21 protein-coding genes are annotated in these 22,857 nt (G+C 62.2%); 12 read left to right on the top strand and 9 right to left on the bottom strand.

Annotated features, from left to right (window positions below; all coding sequences use genetic code 11):
- The first annotated feature begins 25 nt into the window (after positions 1-25).
- Together nuoM and nuoN are read left to right on the top strand one after the other, a co-directional pair.
- Positions 26-1,558, top strand: coding sequence for an NADH-quinone oxidoreductase subunit M (gene nuoM, locus HU750_RS14600; protein WP_186680783.1), 1,533 nt, complete (start codon positions 26-28; stop codon positions 1,556-1,558).
- A gap of 7 nt (positions 1,559-1,565) precedes the next feature.
- Positions 1,566-3,035 (top strand): NADH-quinone oxidoreductase subunit NuoN, encoded by a 1,470-nt coding sequence (nuoN, locus tag HU750_RS14595; protein WP_186680781.1) that lies wholly within the window; start codon positions 1,566-1,568, stop codon positions 3,033-3,035.
- Between the two features lie 66 nt (positions 3,036-3,101).
- Here the strand turns inward: nuoN and HU750_RS14590 are convergent, their stop codons facing one another.
- Positions 3,102-3,350: an Ogr/Delta-like zinc finger protein gene (locus HU750_RS14590; RefSeq protein ID WP_081717454.1), complete on the bottom strand. Its 249-nt coding sequence runs from the start codon at positions 3,348-3,350 to the stop codon at positions 3,102-3,104.
- Between the two features lie 201 nt (positions 3,351-3,551).
- Here HU750_RS14590 and HU750_RS14585 point away from each other — a divergent pair, with 201 nt between their 5' ends.
- Complete coding sequence (locus HU750_RS14585) at positions 3,552-3,941, top strand: helix-turn-helix domain-containing protein (protein ID WP_186680779.1); 390 nt, start codon at positions 3,552-3,554, stop codon at positions 3,939-3,941.
- Here HU750_RS14585 and HU750_RS14580 read toward each other — a convergent pair.
- Genes HU750_RS14580 through HU750_RS14570 form a run of 3 tightly spaced genes read right to left on the bottom strand, consistent with a single transcriptional unit; the run spans position 3,938 to position 4,925 of the window.
- Positions 3,938-4,300 carry a hypothetical protein gene (locus HU750_RS14580; RefSeq protein ID WP_186680776.1) on the bottom strand — a complete coding sequence of 121 codons (363 nt, stop codon included), beginning with the start codon at positions 4,298-4,300 and terminating at the stop codon, positions 3,938-3,940. The genes HU750_RS14585 and HU750_RS14580 overlap by 4 nt on opposite strands.
- Positions 4,293-4,664, bottom strand: coding sequence for a head completion/stabilization protein (locus HU750_RS14575; protein ID WP_186680891.1), 372 nt, complete (start codon positions 4,662-4,664; stop codon positions 4,293-4,295). The genes HU750_RS14580 and HU750_RS14575 overlap by 8 nt, the downstream gene beginning before the upstream one ends.
- Before the next feature lie 12 nt (positions 4,665-4,676).
- On the bottom strand, positions 4,677-4,925 hold the full coding sequence (locus HU750_RS14570) for a helix-turn-helix domain-containing protein (protein WP_186680774.1): 249 nt from the start codon (positions 4,923-4,925) through the stop codon (positions 4,677-4,679).
- 219 nt (positions 4,926-5,144) lie between these two features.
- Between HU750_RS14570 and HU750_RS14565 the strand changes: the two genes are divergently transcribed.
- Positions 5,145-7,211 carry a TonB-dependent receptor family protein gene (locus HU750_RS14565; protein ID WP_186680771.1) on the top strand — a complete coding sequence of 689 codons (2,067 nt, stop codon included), beginning with the start codon at positions 5,145-5,147 and terminating at the stop codon, positions 7,209-7,211.
- A 40-nt stretch (positions 7,212-7,251) separates the two neighbouring features.
- On the opposite strand, the gene HU750_RS14560 is transcribed toward HU750_RS14565, so the two are convergent.
- The gene (locus HU750_RS14560) at positions 7,252-7,809 is read right to left on the bottom strand and encodes an NADPH-dependent FMN reductase (protein ID WP_186680769.1); all 558 of its coding nucleotides are present in this window, start codon (positions 7,807-7,809) and stop codon (positions 7,252-7,254) included.
- A 157-nt stretch (positions 7,810-7,966) separates the two neighbouring features.
- Here HU750_RS14560 and HU750_RS14555 point away from each other — a divergent pair, with 157 nt between their 5' ends.
- On the top strand, positions 7,967-8,185 hold the full coding sequence (locus HU750_RS14555; protein ID WP_027592824.1) for a hypothetical protein: 219 nt from the start codon (positions 7,967-7,969) through the stop codon (positions 8,183-8,185).
- Here HU750_RS14555 and ldcA read toward each other — a convergent pair.
- The 4 genes from ldcA to HU750_RS14535 form a co-directional block, all read right to left on the bottom strand.
- Positions 8,169-10,418 carry a lysine-specific pyridoxal 5'-phosphate-dependent carboxylase LdcA gene (gene ldcA, locus HU750_RS14550; RefSeq protein ID WP_186680767.1) on the bottom strand — a complete coding sequence of 750 codons (2,250 nt, stop codon included), beginning with the start codon at positions 10,416-10,418 and terminating at the stop codon, positions 8,169-8,171. The two genes, HU750_RS14555 and ldcA, sit on opposite strands and share 17 nt — an antisense overlap.
- Before the next feature lie 71 nt (positions 10,419-10,489).
- Positions 10,490-11,248, bottom strand: coding sequence for a DNA polymerase III subunit epsilon (gene dnaQ / locus HU750_RS14545; protein ID WP_085272590.1), 759 nt, complete (start codon positions 11,246-11,248; stop codon positions 10,490-10,492).
- A 59-nt stretch (positions 11,249-11,307) separates the two neighbouring features.
- Positions 11,308-11,754 (bottom strand): ribonuclease HI, encoded by a 447-nt coding sequence (gene rnhA, locus HU750_RS14540; RefSeq protein WP_027592827.1) that lies wholly within the window; start codon positions 11,752-11,754, stop codon positions 11,308-11,310.
- Positions 11,755-11,767: 13 nt separating this feature from the next.
- The gene (locus HU750_RS14535; RefSeq protein WP_186680764.1) at positions 11,768-12,541 is read right to left on the bottom strand and encodes a class I SAM-dependent methyltransferase; all 774 of its coding nucleotides are present in this window, start codon (positions 12,539-12,541) and stop codon (positions 11,768-11,770) included.
- 85 nt (positions 12,542-12,626) lie between these two features.
- Here HU750_RS14535 and gloB point away from each other — a divergent pair, with 85 nt between their 5' ends.
- From gloB to HU750_RS14500, 7 genes are all read left to right on the top strand, one after another.
- Positions 12,627-13,406, top strand: a complete 780-nt coding sequence (gene gloB, locus HU750_RS14530; RefSeq protein WP_186680762.1) for a hydroxyacylglutathione hydrolase — start codon at positions 12,627-12,629, stop codon at positions 13,404-13,406.
- Between the two features lie 100 nt (positions 13,407-13,506).
- Positions 13,507-14,940, top strand: coding sequence for a lytic transglycosylase domain-containing protein (locus HU750_RS14525; RefSeq protein WP_186680759.1), 1,434 nt, complete (start codon positions 13,507-13,509; stop codon positions 14,938-14,940).
- A 177-nt stretch (positions 14,941-15,117) separates the two neighbouring features.
- Positions 15,118-16,947 (top strand): extracellular solute-binding protein, encoded by a 1,830-nt coding sequence (locus tag HU750_RS14520; RefSeq protein ID WP_202883852.1) that lies wholly within the window; start codon positions 15,118-15,120, stop codon positions 16,945-16,947.
- On the top strand, positions 16,944-18,779 hold the full coding sequence (locus HU750_RS14515; protein ID WP_027592832.1) for an extracellular solute-binding protein: 1,836 nt from the start codon (positions 16,944-16,946) through the stop codon (positions 18,777-18,779). The genes HU750_RS14520 and HU750_RS14515 overlap by 4 nt, the downstream gene beginning before the upstream one ends.
- A 1-nt stretch (position 18,780) precedes the next feature.
- Entirely contained in the window at positions 18,781-19,854 is a 1,074-nt protein-coding gene (locus tag HU750_RS14510) for a microcin C ABC transporter permease YejB (protein WP_027592833.1), read from the top strand.
- 1 nt (position 19,855) lies between these two features.
- On the top strand, positions 19,856-20,875 hold the full coding sequence (locus HU750_RS14505; protein WP_027592834.1) for an ABC transporter permease: 1,020 nt from the start codon (positions 19,856-19,858) through the stop codon (positions 20,873-20,875).
- A 1-nt stretch (position 20,876) separates the two neighbouring features.
- Positions 20,877-22,487 carry an ABC transporter ATP-binding protein gene (locus HU750_RS14500; RefSeq protein WP_186680757.1) on the top strand — a complete coding sequence of 537 codons (1,611 nt, stop codon included), beginning with the start codon at positions 20,877-20,879 and terminating at the stop codon, positions 22,485-22,487.
- Positions 22,488-22,857: the final 370 nt, after the last annotated feature.

Below are 22,857 nucleotides of genomic sequence, written 5' to 3'. Positions count from 1 at the left end.
CTTTGCCAAAGGAAACCAACCCGTCATGATTTTGCCTTGGCTGATCCTGATCCCCTTCATCGGCGGCTTCCTGTGCTGGCTGGGTGAGCGCTTCGGCGCCACCCTGCCGCGCTGGATCGCGCTGCTGACCATGTCCCTGCTGCTCGGCATCGGCCTGTACCTGTGGGGCACCGGCGACTACACCCTGGCCCCTGCTCCGGGCGCCGAACCTGCCTGGGCACTCGAATACAAAGTCGAGTGGATCAAGCGCTTCGGCATCAGCATCCACCTGGCCCTCGACGGCCTGTCGCTGCTGATGATCCTGCTGACCGGCCTGCTCGGTGTACTGTCGGTACTGTGCTCCTGGAAAGAGATCCAGCGCCACGTCGGCTTCTTCCACCTCAACCTGATGTGGATCCTGGGCGGTGTGGTCGGTGTGTTCCTGGCCCTGGACCTGTTCCTGTTCTTCTTCTTCTGGGAAATGATGCTGGTGCCGATGTATTTCCTCATCGCGCTCTGGGGTCACAGCTCCGCAGACGGCAAGAAGACCCGGATCTACGCTGCAACCAAGTTCTTCATCTTCACCCAGGCCAGCGGCCTGATCATGTTGGTGGCGATCCTTGGCCTGGTGCTGGTCAACTACAACACCACCGGCGTACTCACCTTCAACTACAGCGATCTGCTCAAGGCCGAACTGCCGGCCGGTGTCGAGTACGTGCTGATGCTGGGCTTCTTCATCGCCTTCGCGGTCAAGCTGCCGGTGGTGCCGTTCCACTCCTGGCTGCCTGATGCGCACGCCCAGGCACCGACTGCAGGTTCCGTGGACCTGGCGGGTATCTTGCTGAAGACGGCGGCCTACGGCCTGCTGCGCTTCGCCCTGCCGTTGTTCCCGAACGCCTCGGCCGAGTTTGCGCCGATCGCCATGACCCTGGGCCTGATCGGTATCTTCTACGGTGCCTTCCTGGCCTTCGCGCAAACCGACATCAAGCGCCTGATCGCCTTCTCCAGCGTTTCGCACATGGGCTTCGTGCTGATCGGTATCTACTCCGGCAGCCAGCAAGCCCTGCAAGGCGCGGTGATCCAGATGCTGGCCCACGGCCTGTCGGCAGCCGCGCTGTTCATCCTGTCCGGCCAGCTGTACGAGCGCCTGCACACCCGTGACATGCGTCAAATGGGCGGCCTGTGGCACCGCATCGCCTACCTGCCTGCGATCAGCCTGTTCTTCGCCGCCGCATCGCTGGGCCTGCCAGGCACCGGCAACTTCGTCGGCGAGTTCCTGATCCTGATCGGCAGCTTCGCCAGCGTGCCGTGGATCACCGTGATCGCCACCACCGGCCTGGTCTTCGGCTCGGTCTACTCGCTGATCATGATCCACCGCGCCTACTTCGGCCCAAGCAAAAGCGACGCCGTGCTGGCCGGCATGGACGGCCGCGAGCTGATCATGGTGCTGGGCCTGGCAGTGCTGCTGATCGTGCTTGGTGTGTACCCGCAGCCGTTCCTCGACACTTCTGCCGCCACCATGAGCGGTGTGCAGCAGTGGCTTGGTTCCGCTTTCACTCAACTCGCTTCGGCCCGGTAAGAGCGCTATGGAATTCACCACTCAACACTTCATCGCATTGGCGCCGATGCTGATCACCACCATCACCACGGTGGTGGTGATGCTGGCGATCGCCTGGAAGCGCAACCACTCGCAGACCTTCCTACTGTCCACCGTGGGCCTGAACCTGGCCTTGCTGTCGATCTTGCCAGCACTGAAGGTCGCGCCCCTGGCGGTGACCTCGCTGATCACCATCGACAAGTTCGCCTGCCTGTACATGGCGATCATCCTGGTGGCCACGCTGGCCTGCGTCACGCTGGCCCATGCCTACCTTGGCGAAGGCGCCAAAGGCTTCCCGGGCAACCGTGAAGAACTCTACCTGCTGCTGCTGATGTCGGCACTGGGTGGCCTGGTGCTGGTCAGTGCCAACCACCTGGCCGGCCTGTTCATCGGCCTGGAGCTGCTGTCGGTGCCGGTCTATGGCCTGGTGGCGTATGCCTTCTTCAACAAGCGTTCGCTGGAAGCCGGCATCAAGTACATGGTGCTGTCGGCTGCAGGTTCTGCCTTCCTGCTGTTCGGCATGGCATTGCTTTACGCCGATGCCGGTAGCCTGAGCTTCGACCAGATCGGTAAAGCCCTGGCAGCCACCAACATGCCAAGCCTGGTCGCACAACTGGGCCTGGGCATGATGCTGGTCGGCCTGGCCTTCAAGCTGTCGCTGGTGCCGTTCCACCTGTGGACCCCGGACGTGTACGAAGGTGCTCCGGCGCCCGTCGCTGCGTTCCTGGCCACCGCCAGCAAGGTTGCGGTATTCGCCGTGGTCGTGCGCCTGTTCATGCTCTCCCCTGCTGCCAGCAGCGGCGTGCTGAGCACCGTTCTGGCGGTGATCGCGGTGGCTTCGATCCTGGTCGGTAACCTGTTGGCACTGACCCAGAGCAACCTCAAGCGTCTGCTGGGTTACTCGTCGATCGCCCACTTCGGTTACCTGGTCATCGCCCTGGTCGCCAGCAAGGGCCTGGCCCTGGAAGCCATGGGCGTGTACCTGGTCACCTACGTGATCACCAGCCTGGGTGCCTTCGGCGTCATCACGTTGATGTCCTCGCCTTACGGCGGCCGTGATGCTGACGCCCTGTACGAGTACCGTGGCCTGTTCTGGCGCCGTCCGTACCTGACTGCCGTGCTGACCGTGATGATGCTGTCGCTGGCCGGCATCCCGCTGACTGCAGGCTTCATCGGCAAGTTCTACATCATCGCCACCGGCGTCGAGTCGCACCTGTGGTGGCTGGTCGGCACCTTGGTGATCGGTAGCGCCATCGGTGTTTACTACTACCTGCGCGTCATGGTCACCCTGTACCTGGTCGAGCCAAACCTGCGTCGTCACGATGCCCCGCTGAAGTGGGAACAGCGCACCGGCGGCGTCATGCTGCTGGCCATCGCTATCCTGGCCTTCGTGCTCGGTGTGTACCCGCAACCGCTGCTGGAAATGGTTCAGCAGGCCGGCCTGCAACTGATCGGCTGATCAGCCCTGCAAGACAAAACACCCCGCTCATGCGGGGTGTTTTTTTTTCTGCGCCAAAGGGGCTGTCTACTCGACCGCTTCAGGCAATGCGGCCCTGCGCAGGTCGCCATTGGCCGATGGCAGGTGGACTTCAGGGTTAGGCATACCGCTGGGAGAAAGTTCATGGGTCATTTCAAACTCGGCTCGCACTGACCAGCCACAGGCCTCGGTGGTGCATTGCAGGTAGGCGACCCGAAGAAATATATGGCGCCCCTCACTGGTACGTATGCGCATACGGCTGTTGCAATGCGGGCAGACCAGCTTATACGTACTCACGATAGGCACCTGCTGGCATTACATACGCTGTTGATCTGTGAGAATGATCGTTTAGTTGTGTCAGTATTTACTGCATAAGTGACTGTATTCTTCGGTTTGATGCTTCTCATTGCAGAAATGCTCCTTAAAAACGCAGGGCTGTATTCATAGCGATTAGTTTAAGCCCATGGAATATCATTAAACCAGACATGGATATTTGTTATGAGTACTAACTTGCTCTCGCCTGTACTTGCGCGCCTGAAGCTTTTGATGGGGTGCAAGACCGATGCTGAGCTATCCATAGCGCTGGCCATCAGCCCGCAGACGTTGAGCAGCTGGAAGGTTCGCGACAGCATTCCATACTCAATATGCATAGAAATCGCCAGGCAGCATGCGTGCTCCCTCGACTGGCTGCTGCTGGGTGAACCTGTTCAACATCGCAACGCTGAAAAGGATGACTGGGAGTGGGACATGCTCGAGCGGCTACGCACGCTTTCTGCAGACGACCGCCAGGCGGTGCTGCTGCTCATCCAGGACAAACAACGTATCCAACAACTGGAACAGCAACTGAGCGCGCTTGCCAAACACCTGCCTGAAACCCTCAGCCGTTAACCTCTGCGTCGCCAACGCTGGATGATTTCCTTCGGGTCCAGCGCATCCAGCGAAGCCATGACCTTTAGGCTGATCGGGATTACCACCACGGCTGCCACGAAGGCAGCCATGCCACGGGTAAGCATGGGTGCCAGGGACGTCACCAAGGGCTCGAACAGGTGGCCCACACCTACGGTCACGAACACCAGCAGCCCTTTCTTGCAGATCGTAAGCCGCCTGGATGTGTTGGTGATCAAGCGGTCTCGGGCCGCGCTGACCAACAGGGCCCCCAACAACGCGCTGAACAGGACCGTGCCATCCATGCCCACTAGCTCCAAAGCGGCCACGAACAGGCCCTCGAACAATGTGCATTCACGCATAAGCACCTCCCCTGCGCGACGCCTTCCGGTGGGGAACTTCGCGCAGATCTCGCAGGATCGAGGCCTCTACAAAGCGCGTGTAACAAACCAGCAGTGCCCGCCCATGATCGTGCCCAGACACATCCTCCAGACGCTTATAGCCCCGCTCACGCAGTGCCGCGCGCCAACGCGCGAACTCTCGCGCTGCATCGATAGCGGCGCATTGTGCTGCAACCTCGAAATGCGCCTGGCTGGTATCGGGCCGAAGCTGCAAGCGCTCACGCAATGCCGACAGCTCCAGGCGCGGCCAGAACGGGTCATGGCAGTCTGGGAACCGGGGCCCTACGGCAGTAGGTTCAAGATGAGTTGCTGGACGCTGATTCATGTTCATCCCCCCTCACTGCTCGGCCAGCATGCCGTAGCGAATCGCCCTGATGACGGCCGCCACGCGTGTAGGCACATCGAACTTGCGCAAGATATTGGCAACGTGAAAGTTCACCGTTGACTCCTTGCACTCCAGTATCTGGCCAATTTCCCACGAGCTCTTGCCGTAGGCACACCACAGCAATACCTGCCGCTCACGCGGCGTCAGGTGGATGGGTGAATCCGAGAGGGATTCGAGCGAGTGTCGTGCGTTGTCATTCATCGTTGAACTCCACGAGTGTTTGAGAGAGGCATCACTGCCGATCTGCAAACACCTTACGAAGCACCCCGCCCCCCCTCCAGCCGAGCAACTTGTAAAGAACTTGCCTACAAAACCGTCTGACGAAGGTTGCGCGAGATTTACTGCAGTTCTTCGTGCTCCAAGCGCCGTTTCGCTCGTCTCAACGCCGTTGTCCATTCGCCTTTCGCCTGGAGTCGTACGATGCGTTCCGTTTTACCCCTCTCGTCTTGCCTTGGCCTGCTGGCTGCCATCACCGCCACGCCACCGGCCCTGGCCGCACAATCGGTCGAGTTGGGCCAGGTGCTGATCACCGACGAGGAGCAAAGCGAACTGACGGCCGCCAGCGAGCGTTTGCGCGAAATCCCAGGCGCCAGCAACCTGGTGGACATGCAGCGTGTGGGGCAAGGCCGGGTCGCCAGTAACCAGGATGTACTCGCCTACCAGCCTGGCGTGTTCGCGCAGTCGGCGGGCAATGACGGTATCAAGCTGTCGATCCGTGGGTCGGGCATCAACCGGGCACCCGGGGCGCACGGCTCCGGGGTCTATACGATGTTCGACGGTTTGCCGCTCACCGGCCCAGGCGGTACCCCATACGAGCTGTTCGAGCCCCTGTGGCTGAGCCGTGCCGAGGTTTTGCGCGGGGCCAATGGCTTCGATCAAGGCGCCTTGGCCCTGGGGGGCGCCATCAACTACGTCACCCATACCGGCTACGATGCCGCGCCCTTGCAGGTGCGATACGAGGTCGGCAGCCGCGGCTACCAGCATCGGCACATCAGCTCTGGGCAGGTGCTGGGCAACCTCGATTACTACGTGGCGCTGACCGACTCGGAATACGACGGCTATCAGGTGCACAGCAGTGGCAGTGCCAAAGGTATTGCCGCGAACGTCGGCTACCGTTTCAACCCGAACCTGGAAACGCGTTTCTACCTGCGCTACCGGGAAACCGAGAACGACCTGGCCGGGCGCCTGACCAAGGACCAGATCAAGCATGACCCGCGTGCCGCCAACGCGGCCTACCTGGCGCGCGACGACAGCCGCCCGCAACCGGGCAGCACCTGGGTGGCCAACAAGACCACCTTCTACCTCGAGGACGATGCCCGGGTGGAAGCCGGGCTGGTCTATCACGACTTCCCAATGGACCTGCGCGAAGGCCCGATGCGCCTGAAGGTCGCTTACACCGATGTCAGCGGCACCCTGAACTACTTCCGCCGCGACACCCTGCTGGGTCGCGAGAGCAAAACCACCCTAGGCTGGCGAACCACCAAACACCTGCCCAACAGTGGTGCTTCGCAATTTGCCCGCACCAGCGGCGATAACTTCGGCGCACGCAGCCGCGACTTCAGCTACCAGGGCTCGGACACCGTGTTACATGCAGGCAACGATCTGGAGCTGATCCCGGACCTGTGGCTGACCACCGGCCTGGCGATGATCTATACCCGCCGCGAAAGCGACGTCAGCTACCCGCTCACGGGTGGCAAGGTCAGCCAGCATGACTGGGACTACGCGCCGCGCCTGGGCCTGCGCTACGACATCAGCCCGCAACTGCAGGTTTACGGCAACCTGAGCCGCTCGGTCGAGCCGCCCCACCCCTGGTCGCTGATCTGGAGCTCACCGGTAGCGACGCAGCCGATCGACCTGCAAAATCAGACAGCCACCACGCTGGAGCTCGGCGCGCGCGGCGACTCGGCGTTGGGGCGTTGGGACCTGGCCTGGTATTACTCGCAAGTGCGCCACGAACTGTTGGCCGTGGAAATCGTGCCAGGCCTGCCGGCCAAAGAGATCAATGCCAGCGCCACCGTGCACCAGGGTGTCGAGGCAGGCCTGGACACTACGCTGTGGGAGCGAGCAGGCACAGGCAAGCTGAGCCTGCGCCAGGCCTACACCTTCAGTGACTTCCACTACCGTGACGACGAGCAGTTCGGTGACAACCGCCTGCCAGGCATCCCCATGCACTACTACCAGGGTGAGCTGCGTTATGACTGGCCCAACGGCTTCTATGCCGGGGTCAACACGCAGATGGCGTCGAAGGTGCAGGTGGATTATGCCAACAGCTATCACGCCGACGCCTATGCCTTGCTGGGCGCGCGCCTGGGTTGGGACTCACCGAAACAGGACTGGCAGACCTGGCTGGACCTGCGCAACCTGACCAACAAACGCTACGCCGCGACAGTAACGCCAGGCTACAACGACGCCGGGCAGGACATTGCCCGCTCGACGCCGGGTGAAGGGTTTGGGGTTTATGCGGGGGTTTCATACAGCTTCCGATAAACGCCGGGGCCGCCATGCGCCCCCGCACCTGAACAGGGCTTCAGACCGCCCTGTTCAACTTCACCCACGCAGCGAACTTGTCGACAAACCCCTGCAGAAACGGCCGCGTCTTATCGTTGAGTTTGCCGGATTCCTCGAACAGGTTCGCCGCGCCCCCTAGGTACGCCTCAGGCATCTGCATGCAAGGCATATCGAGAAACACCAGCGACTGGCGCACGGCATGGTTGGCACCAAAGCCGCCAATGGCCCCCGGCGACACACTCACCACTGCCGTCGGCTTGCCGCTCCAAGCGCTTTCGCCATAAGGGCGTGAGCCAACATCGATTGCGTTCTTCAGGCAACCCGGCATCGAACGGTTGTACTCCGGCGTGACGAACAGCACTGCGTCACTGCGGCTAATCTCGTCACGAAAGCGCTTCCAGGACGCTGGCGCGGTGGCCTCGACGTCTTCGTTATATAGGGGCAGATCGCCAATCTCGACAATCTTCAAGGCAAGGCTGGACGGCGCCAGCTCCGAAAGTGCGCGGGCTACCTTGCGGTTGTAGGAATCCTTGCGCAAGCTGCCGACGACGACCGCTACCGAATACACCTGGCTCATGGCGATTTCCAACCTTTGCTGGCTAAGAGGACGTTGTAGTTATAGATGACCGTTTCTCGGCGCTTTGGTTTTTTTTCCACCCGGCGAAAACTTCCGGGTATCTTGTACGGTCTATGTTTCCAGACATTTCTTACGTAATTCAGAGGTTTTCACCCAAATGGCAGCAGTAATGGTCGGCCAATTCCACGCCCGTGACGCCGAAGGCCGCATCTACCCCGTCCACGAGTTCCAAGAGTCGACCCTCCAGGTCGACGGCAGCACATTGGGCGCGCCAATCACTACCTATCGCCTGGCCATCGGCGATCGGGTCAACCACCTGGGCGAAAACCGTTTCGAGCTGGCACAGACCGGCGTCGAGATCATTCGTATTCCTTGATGCAATCCACGGTGTAGCGACCGTTTTCGTTCTGCAGGCCATGCACGTCGGCGACGAATCCGGGGAAGCCATCGTTGAACGCCCGGGCAAATGCCAGGTAGTCGAGTATCGAGCGGGTCGCTTCGGTGAACCGCTCTCCCGGCATGATCAACGGAATGCCAGGCGGATACGGCACCAGCATCACCGCCGCTACCCGTCCCAGCAGGGCCTCGATCGGGACGGCCTCCACTTCGCCGCGTACCATCTGGTCATACGCCCGGGCCGGGCTGACAGCCACCTCCGGCAAACGCGTGAACAGCCGCTTGAGCTGCTTGGCCGTGGCATTGGCGCGGTAGCATTCGTGCAACTGGTCACACAGGTCGCGCAGCCCTATCCCCTGATAACGTGAGGCATCGGCTGCCACCACACTGGGCAGGCAGGCGCTCAACCGCGTGTTGCCATCGTAGTGGCGCTTGAACTCCAGCAACTCGGTCAGCAAGGTGCTCCATTTGCCCTTGGTGATGCCCATGGAGAACAGCACCAGGAAGCTGTACAGGCCGGTCTTTTCTACCACCAGCCCACGCTCCCAGAGAAACTTGCTGACCACCGCTGCCGGAATACCCTGTTCGCCCAGCACACCGCCTGCGCTCAAACCGGGCATGACCAAGGTCACCTTCAGCGGGTCGAGCAGCACGTAGTTGCCCGCCACCTCCCCAAAACCATGCCACTCTGCCCCTGGCTGCAGCAGCCAGTCCTGCGCGGCCAGGTGCTGGATGCCTTCTGCCGTCGGCGGCTGCCAGATGCTGAACCACCAGTCGGCGGCAGCGATGTGCGTACGCAAATTGGCCAGCGCGCGGCGAAAGCTCAGCGCCTCGTCGAACATTTCTTGCAACAGCGAGCGCCCGGCCGGCCCTTCCATCATGGTCGAGGCCACGTCCAGCGACGCCAGGATGCTGTACTGCGGCGAGGTCGAGATGTGCATCATGAACGCTTCATTGAAGCGGTCCCGGTCCAGCTGGCGCCTGGCGCCGTCCTGCACATGAATCATCGACGCCTGGCTGAACGCCGCCAGCAACTTGTGCGTGGAATGGGTGCTGAACACCAGCGGGCTGTCGGCCGCGCAAGCCGTGCCCATGGCGTAGCGCCCCTCGAAGAATTCATGAAACGCCGCATAAGCGAACCAGGCCTCGTCAAAGTGCAGCACCTCGACGCTGGCACCGAGCGTCTGCTTGATCAGCCCGGCGTGATAGCACAGGCCGTCGTAGGTGGAATTGGTCACCACCGCCAGCTTGATGCGCTGCCCGCGGTCACGGGCCAGGGGGTTGGCCTGGATCTTTGCCTGGATCGAAGCTGGGCTGAATTCACTGAGCGGGATCGGGCCGATGATGCCCAACTCATTGCGTTCCGGGCAAAGATAGATCGGGATGGCCCCGGTCATGATGATCGCGTGGACCACCGACTTGTGGCAGTTGCGGTCCACCAGCACCAGGTCATCACGGCCGACCATGGCGTGCCAGACGATCTTGTTGGCGGTGGAGGTGCCGTTGATCACGAAGAAGGTGTGGTCGGCACCAAAATTACGCGCGGCCCTGGCCTCTGCCTGGGCCAGCGGGCCGGTGTGATCAAGCAACGAACCCAGCTCTGGCACCGAGACTGACAAGTCCGAGCGCAGGGTGTTTTCCCCAAAAAACTGATGGAAGGCTTGGCCAACAGGGCTCTTGTGATAAGCCACGCCGCCGCCGTGGCCCGGTGTATGCCAGGAGTAATTGGATTGCGCGGTGTGCTGCACCAGGGCTTTGAAAAAGGGCGGCAGCAGGCCGTCGAGGTAGCCGTGGGCAGCGCGGGCCACCTGGCGTGCGAGAAACGGCACGGTGTCTTCGAACAGATACAGAATGCCGCGCAACTGGTTCAGCTCGCTCATGACCTCGGCGGGGGCGTTTTCCAGGGTGACCTGTTCGCCCAAGGCGAAAATCGGCAGGTCTGGCGCGCGCAAGCGGGCCAGGCGAATCAGCTCGGCCATGTTCTGCAGCAGGTGGGTATTTTCGCCCACGCCTTCGGCTGCGATCAGCATGCAGGCAAGGCCGTGATGGGTGGCGGCGACCAGTCGCGCTTCGGCGTGGTCCGCTGCGGCCAAAATGGCAAAGCCATCTTGGCTCAACTCTTCGGCAATCCCCCGTATGCGGTCACCGGCGACGCTGTCGGCCTTGATCGCACGGTGGACGATGAGGATGGGGAACTTGAGGTCCTTGTACATCAGGCAACTACCTCTGAAGGACGGGCTGTCCTTTTCAGGGTAGTTGCAGGTGCGGCCTTGTGTGCTGGGGTTTAGCCCGCAGAGGCCTCGGTCAACGCCTGCCACATCGAAGGCGCCCCGGCCGACTTGGCAATTGCCGCCAGCCGCTCGGCATGCGCCTCGAGCTCTTCGGCACTGGCCATGATCACCCGCCCGGGCGCACGGCCGGTAATGCGGCGAATCTCGCTGCCGCCACTGCCCTGCCCTTCGTTATCACCTTCAGCGCCATTGCCAGCCAGCGACAGGCTGGTCTGGCCACCGGTCATCGCCAGGTAGACGTCGGCCAGCAGTTCCGAGTCGAGCAAAGCGCCGTGCAGCTCACGGCCCGAGTTGTCGATGTCGTAGCGTTTGCACAGGGCGTCGAGGCTGTTGCGCTGCCCCGGGTGCCGGGAACGCGCCAGCAGCAGGGTATCGAGTATGGTGCAATGCTGCGAAAGGTCGGCGCGGTCGTGCTGGCCCAGCAGGGCGAACTCGTTGTTGATGAAGCCGACGTCGAACGCCGCGTTGTGGATGACCAGCGTGGCGCCCTGGATGAATTCGAAGAACTCCTCGGCGACCTCGGCGAACCGCGGCTTGCCGATCAGGAAGGTGTCGGTGATGCCGTGAACACCAATGGCGCCTTCGTCACTCTCGCGATCGGGTTGCAGGTAGACGTGGAAATGCCGCCCGGTCAGGCGACGGCCAATGACCTCGACACAACCGATCTCGATGATGCGATGGCCTTCACTGACCGGCATACCGGTGGTTTCGGTATCGAGAATGACCAGGCGTTTATCTTGCTGCTGCTCCACGCGGGGGCTCCCACTTGCTTCAGTGACAAAAGTGACAAAGCCGAGGATTGTACCCCAGCTCAGCGCGCGGCGCGCACCTCATCCACCCCACGGTTGGCCAGCTGGTCGGCGCGTTCGTTGCCCGGGTGGCCAATGTGGCCGCGCACCCACTTCCAGCTCACCTTGTGCCGGTTGACCTGTTCGTCGAGCAGTTGCCAAAGGTCGGCGTTTTTCACCGGCTCCTTGGCGGCGGTCTTCCAGCCGCGCTTCTTCCAGTTGACCATCCATTCGTTGATGCCCTTCATCACGTACTGCGAGTCGGTGGTCAGCACCACCTCGCATTCACGCTTGAGCGACATCAGGCCCTGGATCGCGGCCATCAGCTCCATGCGGTTGTTGGTGGTCTCGCGTTCGCCGCCCCACAGTTCCTTCTCGACGCCCTTGTAGATCATCAGCACGCCCCAGCCGCCAGGGCCCGGGTTGCCCTTGCAGGCGCCATCGGTAAACATTTCGACGCTATCGCTCATGTACCACTCTTGTTCAGTGCTTTTCAGAATCAGGATTGGCCGCCGTACGGTTGACCTTGGCCAGCGGCAGCGGCAGCAGTTTGCCCATGGGTTCGCGGCGCTCCAGGCGCAACGGCCGCAGGCCGACCACCATCTTGCGCGCCACCAGCAGGTAGACGCCGCCGCCCGAGGTTTGCCAGTTGCCTGCCGCGCGTTCCCAGCCCGCCAGGCGTTGCTGCCAGGCCGGCGAGGCAAGCGGCGGACGATAGCACCCGAAGCGGCGTTTCTCCAGCGCGAAGCCCAGCAGGTTGAGCCAGTCGCCCACCCGCGACGCCGAGATACAGCGCGCCTTGCGCAGGGCGCCATGGCTGAACAGGTGGCGCATGCCCCACCCGCTCCAGGGGTTGATACCGATGATCAGCAGATGCCCACCCGGGCGAACGGCGCTGGCGGCCTCGCGCAACAGGCCATGGGGTGACAGGCTGAAGTCCAGGCCATGCTGCAGCACCACCACGTCGGCGGCGTGCTCGCTCAACGGCCAGGCTTGCTCCTCACAGACGATCTCCACCCCCGGCAGCGGTGCCCCGAGGCGCACGTTGCGTTGCACCTGAGGGGCGCTGGGCGGCGCTTCGGCGCAGGGCCCATAGTGCACCAGGTAACCGCCGAAGAAGCGCCCGAGCTCTTCTTCCAGCAGTTTTTCTTCTTCCTTGAGCATCAGTTGCCCGAGCGGGCCGTTGAACCACTCACGGGCCAGGCTGATCAGCTCGACCCAGTCGGGGTCGGCCTGGGCAAAGGCTTGGTCGGTCATTGCGTTCTCCCTCGAAGGTTCTCGCGCCACGCCATCGCGGCTAAGATGCCCTCATGTCCCACGCTTGGCGATACGGATCCGCACCATGATACAGATCGATGCTCTCCCCGCTTTCTCCGACAACTACATCTGGTTGTTACAGGATACTGCCAAACGCCGCTGTGCGGTGGTCGACCCTGGCGATGCCGGCCCAGTGGAAGGATGGCTGGCGGCCCACCCCGACTGGGTGTTGACCGATATTCTGGTCACCCACCACCACAACGACCATGTCGGCGGTGTCGAACGGCTCAAGCAACTGACCGATGCCAAGGTCTACGGCCCGGCCAACGAGCGCATCCCCGCCCGCGATGTAGCGCTGGCGGACGGCGATGAAATCACGGTACTCGGCGTGCCCTTCCAGATCATCGGCGTGCCCGGGCACACACTTGGCCATATCGCCTTCTATTCGGCGCAACCGGCAACGCCCCTGCTGTTCAGTGGCGATACCCTGTTCGCGGCCGGCTGTGGGCGCATGTTCGAGGGCACCGCCGAACAGATGCACCCGTCGCTGCAGCGCCTGGCCGCCCTGCCCGAGCACACCGAGGTGTATTGCGCCCACGAATACACGCTGAGCAACCTGCGTTTTGCCAAAGCCGTCGAACCGCAAAACCTGCACGTTCTGCAACGCTTCGACGAGGTTACCCAGCTGCGCGCCGAAAATCGCATCACATTGCCATCAACGATCGGCTTGGAACGCCTGACGAACCCCTTTATTCGCACGACTGAAACATCCGTTAAACAAAAAGCAGACGAATGGAAGGGACATTCAAACACCACGCATGTCGCTGTTTTTGCTGCCTTGAGGTCTTGGAAGGACACCTTCTGATAACCTCAAGATATATCGCATGTGCGGCACAACGGTTGACCCGGCGGGTAGCGGTTTCTAGAATCGCCGAAATTTTTCGCCCGGAAACCTGTCCCAGCCGATGCCTTCCCGTAGCCGCAGAACCTCTCATTCCGTCGCCCTGACGCGCCTGGCCCAGATCAGTGCGTTTGCCCTGGCCGCCACCTTGGTGGGCTGCCAGAGCACCCGTCAGCTCGACGAATCCGATAGCGTTCGCGCGCACAACTACCAGGCGCGGATCAAGCACAAACCGGCACCGCTGCTGGTCAAACCAGCCGAGCAGGCGCCGCAGGACGTGTGGGAACGCATGCGCCAAGGCTTCGCCCTGCAGGACAGCATCGACGTCAACCCGCGCATCGAACAGCAGCGCCTGTGGTTTGCCAGCAACCCACGCTTCATCGAAAGCGCGGGCGAGCGTGGCAGCCTCTACCTGCACTACATCGTCGAACGCCTCGAAGAGCGCGACATGCCGCTGGAACTGGCCCTGCTGCCAGCCATCGAAAGCGCCTACAACCCGATGGCCTACTCCCGTGCCCATGCAGCGGGCATGTGGCAGTTCATCCCGTCCACCGGGCGCCACTTCAACCTGCGCCAGACCAATTTCTACGACGGCCGCCGCGACGTGACCGCGTCGACCAACGCCGCACTGGACTACCTGAGCCGCCTGCACGACATGTTCAACGGTGACTGGCTGCTGGCCCTGGCGGCCTACAATGCCGGTGAAGGTACCGTCAGCCGTGCGATCGAACGCAACGAACGGCTCGGCCTGCCGACCGACTACTGGAACCTGCCACTGCCGCAGGAAACCCGCGACTACGTGCCCAAGCTTTTGGCCCTGTCGCAGGTGGTATCCACGCCTGACGCCTATGGCGTCAACCTGAACCCGATCGCCAACGAACCCTACTTCGAGGCGGTGGCCATTAACGATCGCCTCGACCTGTCGCGCGTTGCCGCCTTTGCCGACATCGACGAAGACGAACTGATCCAGCTCAACCCGGCCTTCAAGAAGCGCATGACCGTGGACGGCCCCCAGCAGCTGCTGGTACCGACTGCCAAGGCGCAATTGCTGTCCGCCAGCCTGTCCAACCTCAAGCCTGAGCAATTGGTCAGCCTGCAACCGAACAAGGCCGTGTTCGCCCGCGCCGTGGCCGAAGCCAAGGCACCCGCGACGGCCGCGCGCAGCTACCGGGTAAAACGGGGCGACAACTTGGGCAGCATCGCCAAGGCCAACCGGGTGTCGGTCCGGGACATCAAGCGCTGGAACCGCATGTCGGGCAACAGCCTGAAGGCAGGCCAGGTATTGGCACTGCGCGGTGGTAATGCGCCGAGCGCCGCGGGCAACCGGGTAGCGGCGTCTTCGCAGCGTTCAACCCAATACAAGGTGCGCAAGGGCGACTCGCTGTACCTCGTGGCCAAGCGCTTCAATGTCGAGATGAAGCACCTCAAACGCTGGAACCCGCGCAGCGGGCATGCGCTAAAACCCGGTCAGACGCTGACGGTTTACCTGTCGCATTGATGTAACGCCAGGGGCCGCGCAGCGGCCCTTTCGCGTCGCAAGGCTGCTCCTACAGGTACAGCGTTACCTGCACTGGGCTTTCCCGCCAATACCGCCTTCAAAACCTCTCTTTTTCCAACCCCACCAAGCTGTTACTGTACTCGATCAAAGCCCAACGCCTCTGGATCGGATGCCGACTTGATACGTCCCCTCCTGCTGTCAATCAGCCTGGCCTTGAGCTTTCCCGCCGTCGCGATGGTGAGCGAAAGCCACGGATACGCGCAGTTCGGCACGCTCAAGTACCCAGCTACATTCACCCACTTCGACTGGGTCAACCCGCAAGCGCCTAAAGGCGGCACCTTGCGGGCTATGGCATTCGGTACCTTCGACACGCTCAACCCTTACACCTTCAAGGGATCGAGCCCGATTACCACGCCAAACTTCCAGCAATATGGCATCAGCGAGCTGAACGAGCCGTTGATGATCGGCACCGGGCAGTACGACCCGTCGGGCGACGAACCGACCTCAAGCTACGGCCTGATCGCACGCTCGGTGGAGTACAGCGAGGACCGCAGCTGGGTCGTGTTCAACCTGCGCCCGCAGGCACGCTTCCATGACGGCCACCCGATCACCTCGGCGGACGTCGCGTTCTCCTATCGCACGCTGCTCAAGGATGGCCACCCCCTCTACCGCACCAACCTGCAGGAAGTGCAACGGGTAGACATACTTGGCCCCTTGCGCATCCGCTTCGTCTTCAAGCGCGCCGGCAACCCGCTGCTGATCCTGCGCCTGGGCGAAATGCCGGTGCTGCCCAAGCATTACTGGCAGGGCCGCGACTTCAAGGCGACCACCTTCGAGCCGCCGCTGGGCAGCGGCCCCTACCGCATTACCCAGGTTGAGCCTGGCCGGCGGCTGGTGTTCGAACGGGTGAAGAACTACTGGGGCAAGGACCTCGCCGTCAACCGTGGCAAGTACAACTTCAAGCGGGTCGAATACGAGTTCTACCGTGACGCCACCGTGGCGTTCGAAGCGTTCAAGGCCGGCGAATTCGATATCTATATCGAACACCAGGCCAAAAACTGGGCCAATGGCTACAACTTCCCGGCGGTGCGCCGCGGCGAGGTGATCAAGGCACAGATCCCGCACCGTATTCCGACCCAGACCCAAGGCCTGTTCATGAACAGCCGCAGGGCCACGTTCAGCGACCCGCGCGTGCGCCAGGCACTGGGCCTGATGCTCGACTTCGAGTGGACCAACCGCGCCCTGTTCAGCAGCGCCTACCGCCGTTCGACCAGCTACTACCCCAACAGCGAATTCGCCGCCAGCGGCCTGCCCACCGGCAAGGAATGGCTGCTGCTGGCACCGTTCCGCGACCAACTGCCCGAACAGCTCTTCAGCGAGCCCTACAAGGTCAGCCAGACCGATGGCCGCGGCATCAACCGCCAAACCCTGCGCCAAGCCCTGGCCCTGCTCGGCGAAGCGGGCTGGAAGCTCAACGGCCAGCGCCTGGTGGACAGCAAAGGCCAGCAGTTGCGCCTGGAGCTGCTGCTGGTAAACCCGAACCTCGAACGTATCCTGCAACCTTATGTCGAAAATCTGTCCAGCATCGGTATCGACGCACGCTTGCGCACCGTGGACCGCGCCCAGTACAAACAACGCCTGGACCAGTTCGATTTCGACATGATTCTGATGACCCTGAACCAGACCTTGAGCCCAGGCCTAGAACAGTGGCTGTACTTTCACTCAAGCCAAGCCGCGACCAAGGGCAGCAAGAACTATGCTGGGGTCAAGGACCCGGTGGTCGACCACCTGCTCGACACCTTGCTCGCCGCGCGCACCCGCGACGACCAGGTCGCCGCCGCCCGCGCCTTGGACCGCGTGCTTTCATGGCAGTACTACATGATCCCCAACTGGTATCTCGACAATCACCGCCTGGCCTACCGCAACCGGTTCGCCTTTGTCACCACGCCGCCCTACACCCTCGGGCTGAACAGCTGGTGGATCAAGCCTTCGGAGAAAGCCAAATGATGCCAACGCACCGCCTGCGCCAGCTGGCCGGCAGCCTGCTGCTCGCGTGCCTGAGCCTGCCCACGCTGGCCGCCCCCCAACACGCACTGACGCTCTACGACGAGGCGCCGAAATACCCCGCCGACTTCAAGCATTTCGACTACGTGAACCCCGATGCGCCCAAGGGCGGCACGTTCCGCCAGTCCAGCTTCGGTGGCTTCGATAGCCTCAACCCCTTCATCAACAAGGGTGTGGCCGCCGAAAACATCAGCGTCATCTACGACACCCTGATGCGCCAGAGCCAGGACGAGCCGTTCACCGAATACGGCCTGGTTGCCGGCAAGATCGAAAAAGCCCCGGACAACAGCTGGGTACGCTTCTACCTGCGCCCCGAAGCCCGCTTCCATGACGGCCACCCGATGCGTGCCGACGATGTGGTCTTCACCTTCAATGCCCTGATCAAGGACGGCGCGCCGCTGTACCGCCAGTACTACGCCGACGTTGCCGAAGTGGTCGCCGAAGACCCGCTGCGGGTGCTGTTCAAGTTCAAGCACCAGAACAACCGCGAACTGCCGCTGATTCTCGGCCAGCTGCCTGTGCTACCCAAACACTGGTACGAAAACCGCGACTTCAACCGCGGCAACCTGGAAATACCGCTGGGCAGCGGCCCGTACAAAGTCGCCGAGGTCAAGGCCGGGCGTACCATCCGCTACGAGCGGGTCAAGGACTACTGGGCCAAGGACCTGCCGATCAACCGTGGTCAGTTCAACTTCGATGCCATGACCTTCGACGCTTACCGCGACACGGCCGTAGCGCTGGAGGCATTGAAGGCTGGGGCGTTCGACTACGCGCTCGAGGTAAGCGCAAAAAACTGGGCCACCGCCTACAACGTCCCGGCGGTCCGCGATGGCCGCTTGATCAAGGAAGAGCTGCCCAACGGCAACCCCACCGGCATGCAGGGTTTCATCTTCAACCTGCGCAAACCGGTCTTCCAGGACATCCGCGTGCGCCAGGCGCTGAGCCTGCTGCTGGACTTCGAGTGGACCAACAAGCAGCTGTTCAACGGTGCCTACACCCGCACCGGCAGCTACTTCGAAAACTCCGACATGGCCGCCAGGGGCGTGCCCTCCCCTGACGAGCTGAAAATACTCGAACCGCTGCGCGGCAAGGTGCCCGAGCAGGTCTATAGCGAGGCGTTCCACAACCCGGTCACCGACGCCAGCGGCATGATCCGTGAACAGCAGCGCCAGGCCTACAAGCTTCTGCAGGAGGCCGGCTGGAAAATCGTCGACGACAAGATGGTCGACAAGGACGGCAAGCCGGTGTCCATCGAGTTTCTGCTGGCCCAGACCGAATTCGAGCGCATTCTGCTGCCGTTCAAACGCAACCTTGCCGACTTGGGCATTGACCTGAACATCCGCCGGGTCGACGTTTCGCAATACATCAACCGCCTGCGCTCACGCGACTACGACATGATCGTCGGCGGTTACCCGCAATCCAATTCGCCGGGCAACGAACAGCGCGAGTTCTGGTCAAGCGCCGCCGCCGACAACCCCGGCAGCCGCAACTTCATCGGCCTGCGTGACCCGGCCATCGACCAACTGGTGGAACAGTTGATCAACGCTGACTCACGCCAGAGCCTGATCAACCACGCACGGGCGCTCGACCGCGTACTGCTGTGGGGCTACTACGTGATCCCCAACTGGCACATCAAGACCTGGCGCGTGGCCTACTGGAACCACATCGGCCACCCGAGCGTGTCGCCCAAGTACGACATCGGCATCGACACCTGGTGGATCAAGCCTGGCGTGACCCCAGCCGTCACCGATGCCTCCGCGGGCGAGGCCAACTGAGATGCTGGCCTATATCCTGCGCCGCCTGCTGCTGATCATCCCGACCCTGTTCGGCATCCTGATCATCAACTTCATCATCGTCCAGGCCGCGCCCGGCGGCCCGGTCGAGCAAATGATCGCCAAGCTCGAAGGCTTCGAAGGCGCTACCAGCCGCATCGCCGGCGGCGGCGCCGAAGTCTCGGTGGCCGGTTCCAGCTACCGCGGCGCGCAGGGCCTGGACCCGGCGCTGATTGCCGAGATCGAGCGTATGTACGGCTTCGACAAGTCACCGCCCGAACGCCTCTGGATCATGATCAAGAACTACGCCCAGCTGGATTTTGGCGACAGCTTCTTCCGCGATGCCAAGGTCATCGACCTGATCATCGAGAAGATGCCGGTGTCGATCTCGCTAGGGTTATGGAGCACCCTGATCATGTACCTGGTGTCCATCCCCCTGGGCATCGCCAAGGCCGTGCGCCACGGCAGCCACTTCGACGTCTGGACCAGTTCGGCGATCATCGTCGGCTACGCCATCCCGGCGTTCCTGTTCGCCATCCTGCTGATTGTATTGTTCGCCGGTGGCAGCTACTTCGACTGGTTCCCGCTGCGGGGGCTGACCTCGAACAACTTCGATGAACTGTCCACCACCGGCAAGGTGCTCGACTACTTCTGGCACCTGGTGCTGCCGATCACCGCACTGGTCATCGGCAACTTCGCCACCATGACCCTGCTGACCAAAAACAGCTTCCTCGACGAGATCAACAAGCAGTACGTGGTCACCGCCAAGGCCAAGGGCCTGAGCCGCTCGCGGGTGCTGTACGGGCATGTGTTCCGTAACGCCATGCTGCTGGTGATCGCCGGCTTCCCCTCGGCCTTCATCGGCATCTTCTTCACAGGCTCGCTGCTGATCGAGGTGATTTTCTCGCTCGACGGCCTGGGCCTGATGAGCTTCGAGGCGGCCATCAACCGCGACTACCCGGTGGTCTTCGGCACCCTGTTCATCTTCACCCTGCTAGGGCTGGTGGTGAAACTGATCGGCGACCTGACCTACACCCTGGTCGATCCACGCATCGACTTCGCCAGCCGGGAGCACTGACATGGCACTGTCCCCTCTCAACCGCCGGCGCTTCGAGCGCTTCAAGGCCAACCGCCGCGGCTGGTGGTCGTTGTGGCTGTTCCTCATCCTGTTCGGCCTGAGCCTGGGCGCCGAGCTGATCGCCAACGACAAACCGATTGCCGTGCGTTACGACGGCGAGTGGTACTTCCCTGCGTTCAAGCGCTACCCGGAGACCACCTTTGGCGGCGAGTTCCCGCTGGAGGCCAACTACAAGAGCCCGTACATCCGCGAACTGCTGGCCAAGAAAGACAGCTTCGTGCTGTGGGCGCCAATCCCCTTCAGTTACCAAAGCATCAACTACGACCTCAAGGTCCCGGCCCCCGCCCCGCCTTCGGCGGACAACTGGCTGGGCACCGATGACCAGGGCCGTGATGTGATGGCGCGGGTGATCTACGGCTTCCGCGTGTCGGTGCTGTTCGCCCTGACCCTGACCATCCTCAGTTCCATCGTCGGCGTCATCGCCGGGGCCTTGCAGGGCTTTTATGGCGGCTGGGTCGACCTGGCCGGTCAGCGCTTTCTGGAGATTTGGTCGGGCTTGCCGGTGCTGTACCTGCTGATCATCCTCGCAAGCTTCGTGCAGCCCAACTTCTGGTGGCTGCTGGGGATCATGCTGCTGTTCTCGTGGATGAGCCTGGTGGACGTGGTGCGCGCCGAGTTCCTGCGTGGCCGCAACCTTGAATACGTGCGCGCCGCCCGCGCCCTGGGCATGCGCAATGGCGCGATCATGTACCGGCACATTCTGCCCAACGCGATGATCTCGACCATGACCTTCATGCCGTTCATCCTCACCGGCGCCATCGGCACGCTGACCGCCCTGGACTTCCTCGGCTTCGGCCTGCCCGCTGGCTCGCCGTCGCTGGGCGAACTCGTCGCCCAAGGCAAATCCAACCTGCAGGCGCCATGGCTCGGCATCAGCGCATTCGCCGTGCTGGCGGTGATGCTGAGCTTGCTGGTGTTCATCGGCGAATCCGCCCGCGATGCCTTCGACCCAAGGAAATGACATGAGCGAACACAACCTGATCGAAGTGCGTGATCTCGCGGTGGAGTTCGTCACCGGCGAGCAGGTCAACCGGGTGGTCGACGGCATCAGTTTCGACATCCGCAAGGGCGAGACCCTGGCCCTGGTCGGCGAGAGCGGCTCGGGCAAATCGGTGACCGCCCACTCGATCCTGCGCCTGCTGCCCTACCCCCTCGCCCGCCACCCCAGCGGCAGCATCCGCTACGAGGGCAAAGACTTGCTGCAGCAGAGCGAGAAGGCCTTGCGGCATATCCGTGGCAACCGCATTGCCATGATCTTCCAGGAGCCGATGACCTCGCTGAACCCGCTGCACTGCATCGAGAAGCAGATCAACGAAATCCTGCTGCTGCACAAAGGCCTGACCGGCAAGGAAGCCACCGCACGCACGCTGGAGCTGTTGGAGCTGGTTGGGATTCCCGAACCGCGCAAGCGCCTCAAGGCCCTGCCCCACGAGCTGTCGGGTGGGCAGCGGCAGCGGGTGATGATCGCCATGGCGCTGGCCAACGAGCCAGAACTGCTCATTGCCGACGAACCCACCACCGCGCTGGACGTGACCGTGCAGTTGAAGATTCTCGACCTGCTCAAGGAGCTGCAGGCGCGGTTGGGCATGGCGCTGCTGTTGATCAGCCATGACCTGAACCTGGTGCGGCGCATTGCCCACCGCGTGTGCGTGATGCAGCGCGGGCAGATTGTCGAGCAGGCGGATTGCGCGACGCTGTTCAGTGCGCCGCAGCATCACTACACGCAGATGCTGATCAATGCCGAACCCAGCGGCCAACCTGCCCACAACCCAGTCGGCGCGCCGTTGCTGGAAGTGGATGACCTCAAGGTCTGGTTCCCCATCAAAAAAGGCTTCTTGCGGCGCACCGTGGACCATGTGAAGGCGGTGGACGGCATCAACTTCAGCTTGCCCCAGGGGCAGACGCTGGGGATTGTCGGCGAGAGTGGCTCGGGCAAGTCGACGCTCGGGCTGGCCATCTTGCGCTTGATTTCAAGCCAGGGCGGCATTCGCTTTCACGGCCAAGACCTCGCCGGGATGAACCAGAAGGCAGTACGCCCGCTGCGGCGAGAAATGCAGGTGGTGTTCCAAGACCCGTTTGGCAGCCTCAGCCCACGCATGTGCGTGGCAGACATCGTAGGTGAAGGGTTGCGAATTCACCGCATCGGCACCGCTGAAGAGCAGGAAGCGGCGATCATTGCTGCGTTGGAGGAAGTGGGGCTGGACCCGCGGACACGGCACCGCTACCCGCATGAGTTCTCGGGCGGGCAGCGCCAGCGCATTGCGATTGCCCGGGCGTTGGTGTTGAAACCGGCGTTGATCCTGCTGGATGAACCCACCTCGGCGCTGGACCGAACGGTGCAGCGGCAGGTGGTGGAGTTGCTACGCAGCCTGCAGCAGAAGTACAACCTGACCTACCTGTTCATCAGCCATGACCTGGCAGTGGTCAAGGCGCTGAGCCATCAGTTGATGGTGATCAAGCAGGGGCAGGTGGTAGAGCAAGGGGATGCGCAGGCGATCTTCCACGCGCCGCAGCATGCGTATACGCGGCAGTTGTTGGAGGCGGCGTTTTTGGAAGTTGAGACGGCGGGCTAGGTTTCGGAGCGTTGTTTGATCCTCAAGGCATACGCCTTCCACTGTAGGAGCAGCCTTGTGCTGCGAAGAGGCCCGTGACCCCACCGGGAATCTTCAGCGCTGCCACCGGCCTCTTCGCAGCACAAGGCTGCTCCTACACAGACCGCGCATGACCGGAGGGGCACCATTGCGACCTCCCTCCCTACCGATCTCGGCACACGCTATATATTTTTGTATACATCGTTGTAACCACCCGTAAACAACGCTAGGATTCCCCGCGGTTGGCCATCTGCCATCCTGCCATCTTTTTTGCGATCGCTGACTGATCACGCCCTGGGGAGGTCGTGGTCGGTTAATTTCGCCTATCGCTATATACAACAATATATAACGT

Origin of the sequence: Pseudomonas sp. SWRI50, assembly GCF_014269095.1 — a bacterium.
Taxonomy (GTDB): Bacteria; Pseudomonadota; Gammaproteobacteria; order Pseudomonadales; family Pseudomonadaceae; genus Aquipseudomonas; species Aquipseudomonas kermanshahensis.
Note: the sequence above shows the minus strand (reverse complement) of the source record. Positions and strands in the feature narration are given on the sequence as shown.

Bases quoted from the DNA above. Each gene is read 5' to 3' on its own strand.
- nuoM (WP_186680783.1), top strand. From the start codon at position 26: ATGATTTTGCCTTGGCTGATCCTGATCCCCTTCATCGGCGGCTTCCTG.
- nuoN (WP_186680781.1), top strand. From the start codon at position 1,566: ATGGAATTCACCACTCAACACTTCATCGCATTGGCGCCGATGCTGATC.
- HU750_RS14585 (WP_186680779.1), top strand. From the start codon at position 3,552: ATGAGTACTAACTTGCTCTCGCCTGTACTTGCGCGCCTGAAGCTTTTG.
- HU750_RS14580 (WP_186680776.1), bottom strand. From the start codon at position 4,300: ATGCGTGAATGCACATTGTTCGAGGGCCTGTTCGTGGCCGCTTTGGAG.
- HU750_RS14575 (WP_186680891.1), bottom strand. From the start codon at position 4,664: ATGAATCAGCGTCCAGCAACTCATCTTGAACCTACTGCCGTAGGGCCC.
- HU750_RS14570 (WP_186680774.1), bottom strand. From the start codon at position 4,925: ATGAATGACAACGCACGACACTCGCTCGAATCCCTCTCGGATTCACCC.
- HU750_RS14565 (WP_186680771.1), top strand. From the start codon at position 5,145: ATGCGTTCCGTTTTACCCCTCTCGTCTTGCCTTGGCCTGCTGGCTGCC.
- HU750_RS14560 (WP_186680769.1), bottom strand. From the start codon at position 7,809: ATGAGCCAGGTGTATTCGGTAGCGGTCGTCGTCGGCAGCTTGCGCAAG.
- HU750_RS14555 (WP_027592824.1), top strand. From the start codon at position 7,967: ATGGCAGCAGTAATGGTCGGCCAATTCCACGCCCGTGACGCCGAAGGC.
- ldcA (WP_186680767.1), bottom strand. From the start codon at position 10,418: ATGTACAAGGACCTCAAGTTCCCCATCCTCATCGTCCACCGTGCGATC.
- rnhA (WP_027592827.1), bottom strand. From the start codon at position 11,754: ATGAGCGATAGCGTCGAAATGTTTACCGATGGCGCCTGCAAGGGCAAC.
- HU750_RS14535 (WP_186680764.1), bottom strand. From the start codon at position 12,541: ATGACCGACCAAGCCTTTGCCCAGGCCGACCCCGACTGGGTCGAGCTG.
- gloB (WP_186680762.1), top strand. From the start codon at position 12,627: ATGATACAGATCGATGCTCTCCCCGCTTTCTCCGACAACTACATCTGG.
- HU750_RS14525 (WP_186680759.1), top strand. From the start codon at position 13,507: ATGCCTTCCCGTAGCCGCAGAACCTCTCATTCCGTCGCCCTGACGCGC.
- HU750_RS14515 (WP_027592832.1), top strand. From the start codon at position 16,944: ATGATGCCAACGCACCGCCTGCGCCAGCTGGCCGGCAGCCTGCTGCTC.
- HU750_RS14510 (WP_027592833.1), top strand. From the start codon at position 18,781: ATGCTGGCCTATATCCTGCGCCGCCTGCTGCTGATCATCCCGACCCTG.
- HU750_RS14505 (WP_027592834.1), top strand. From the start codon at position 19,856: ATGGCACTGTCCCCTCTCAACCGCCGGCGCTTCGAGCGCTTCAAGGCC.
- HU750_RS14500 (WP_186680757.1), top strand. From the start codon at position 20,877: ATGAGCGAACACAACCTGATCGAAGTGCGTGATCTCGCGGTGGAGTTC.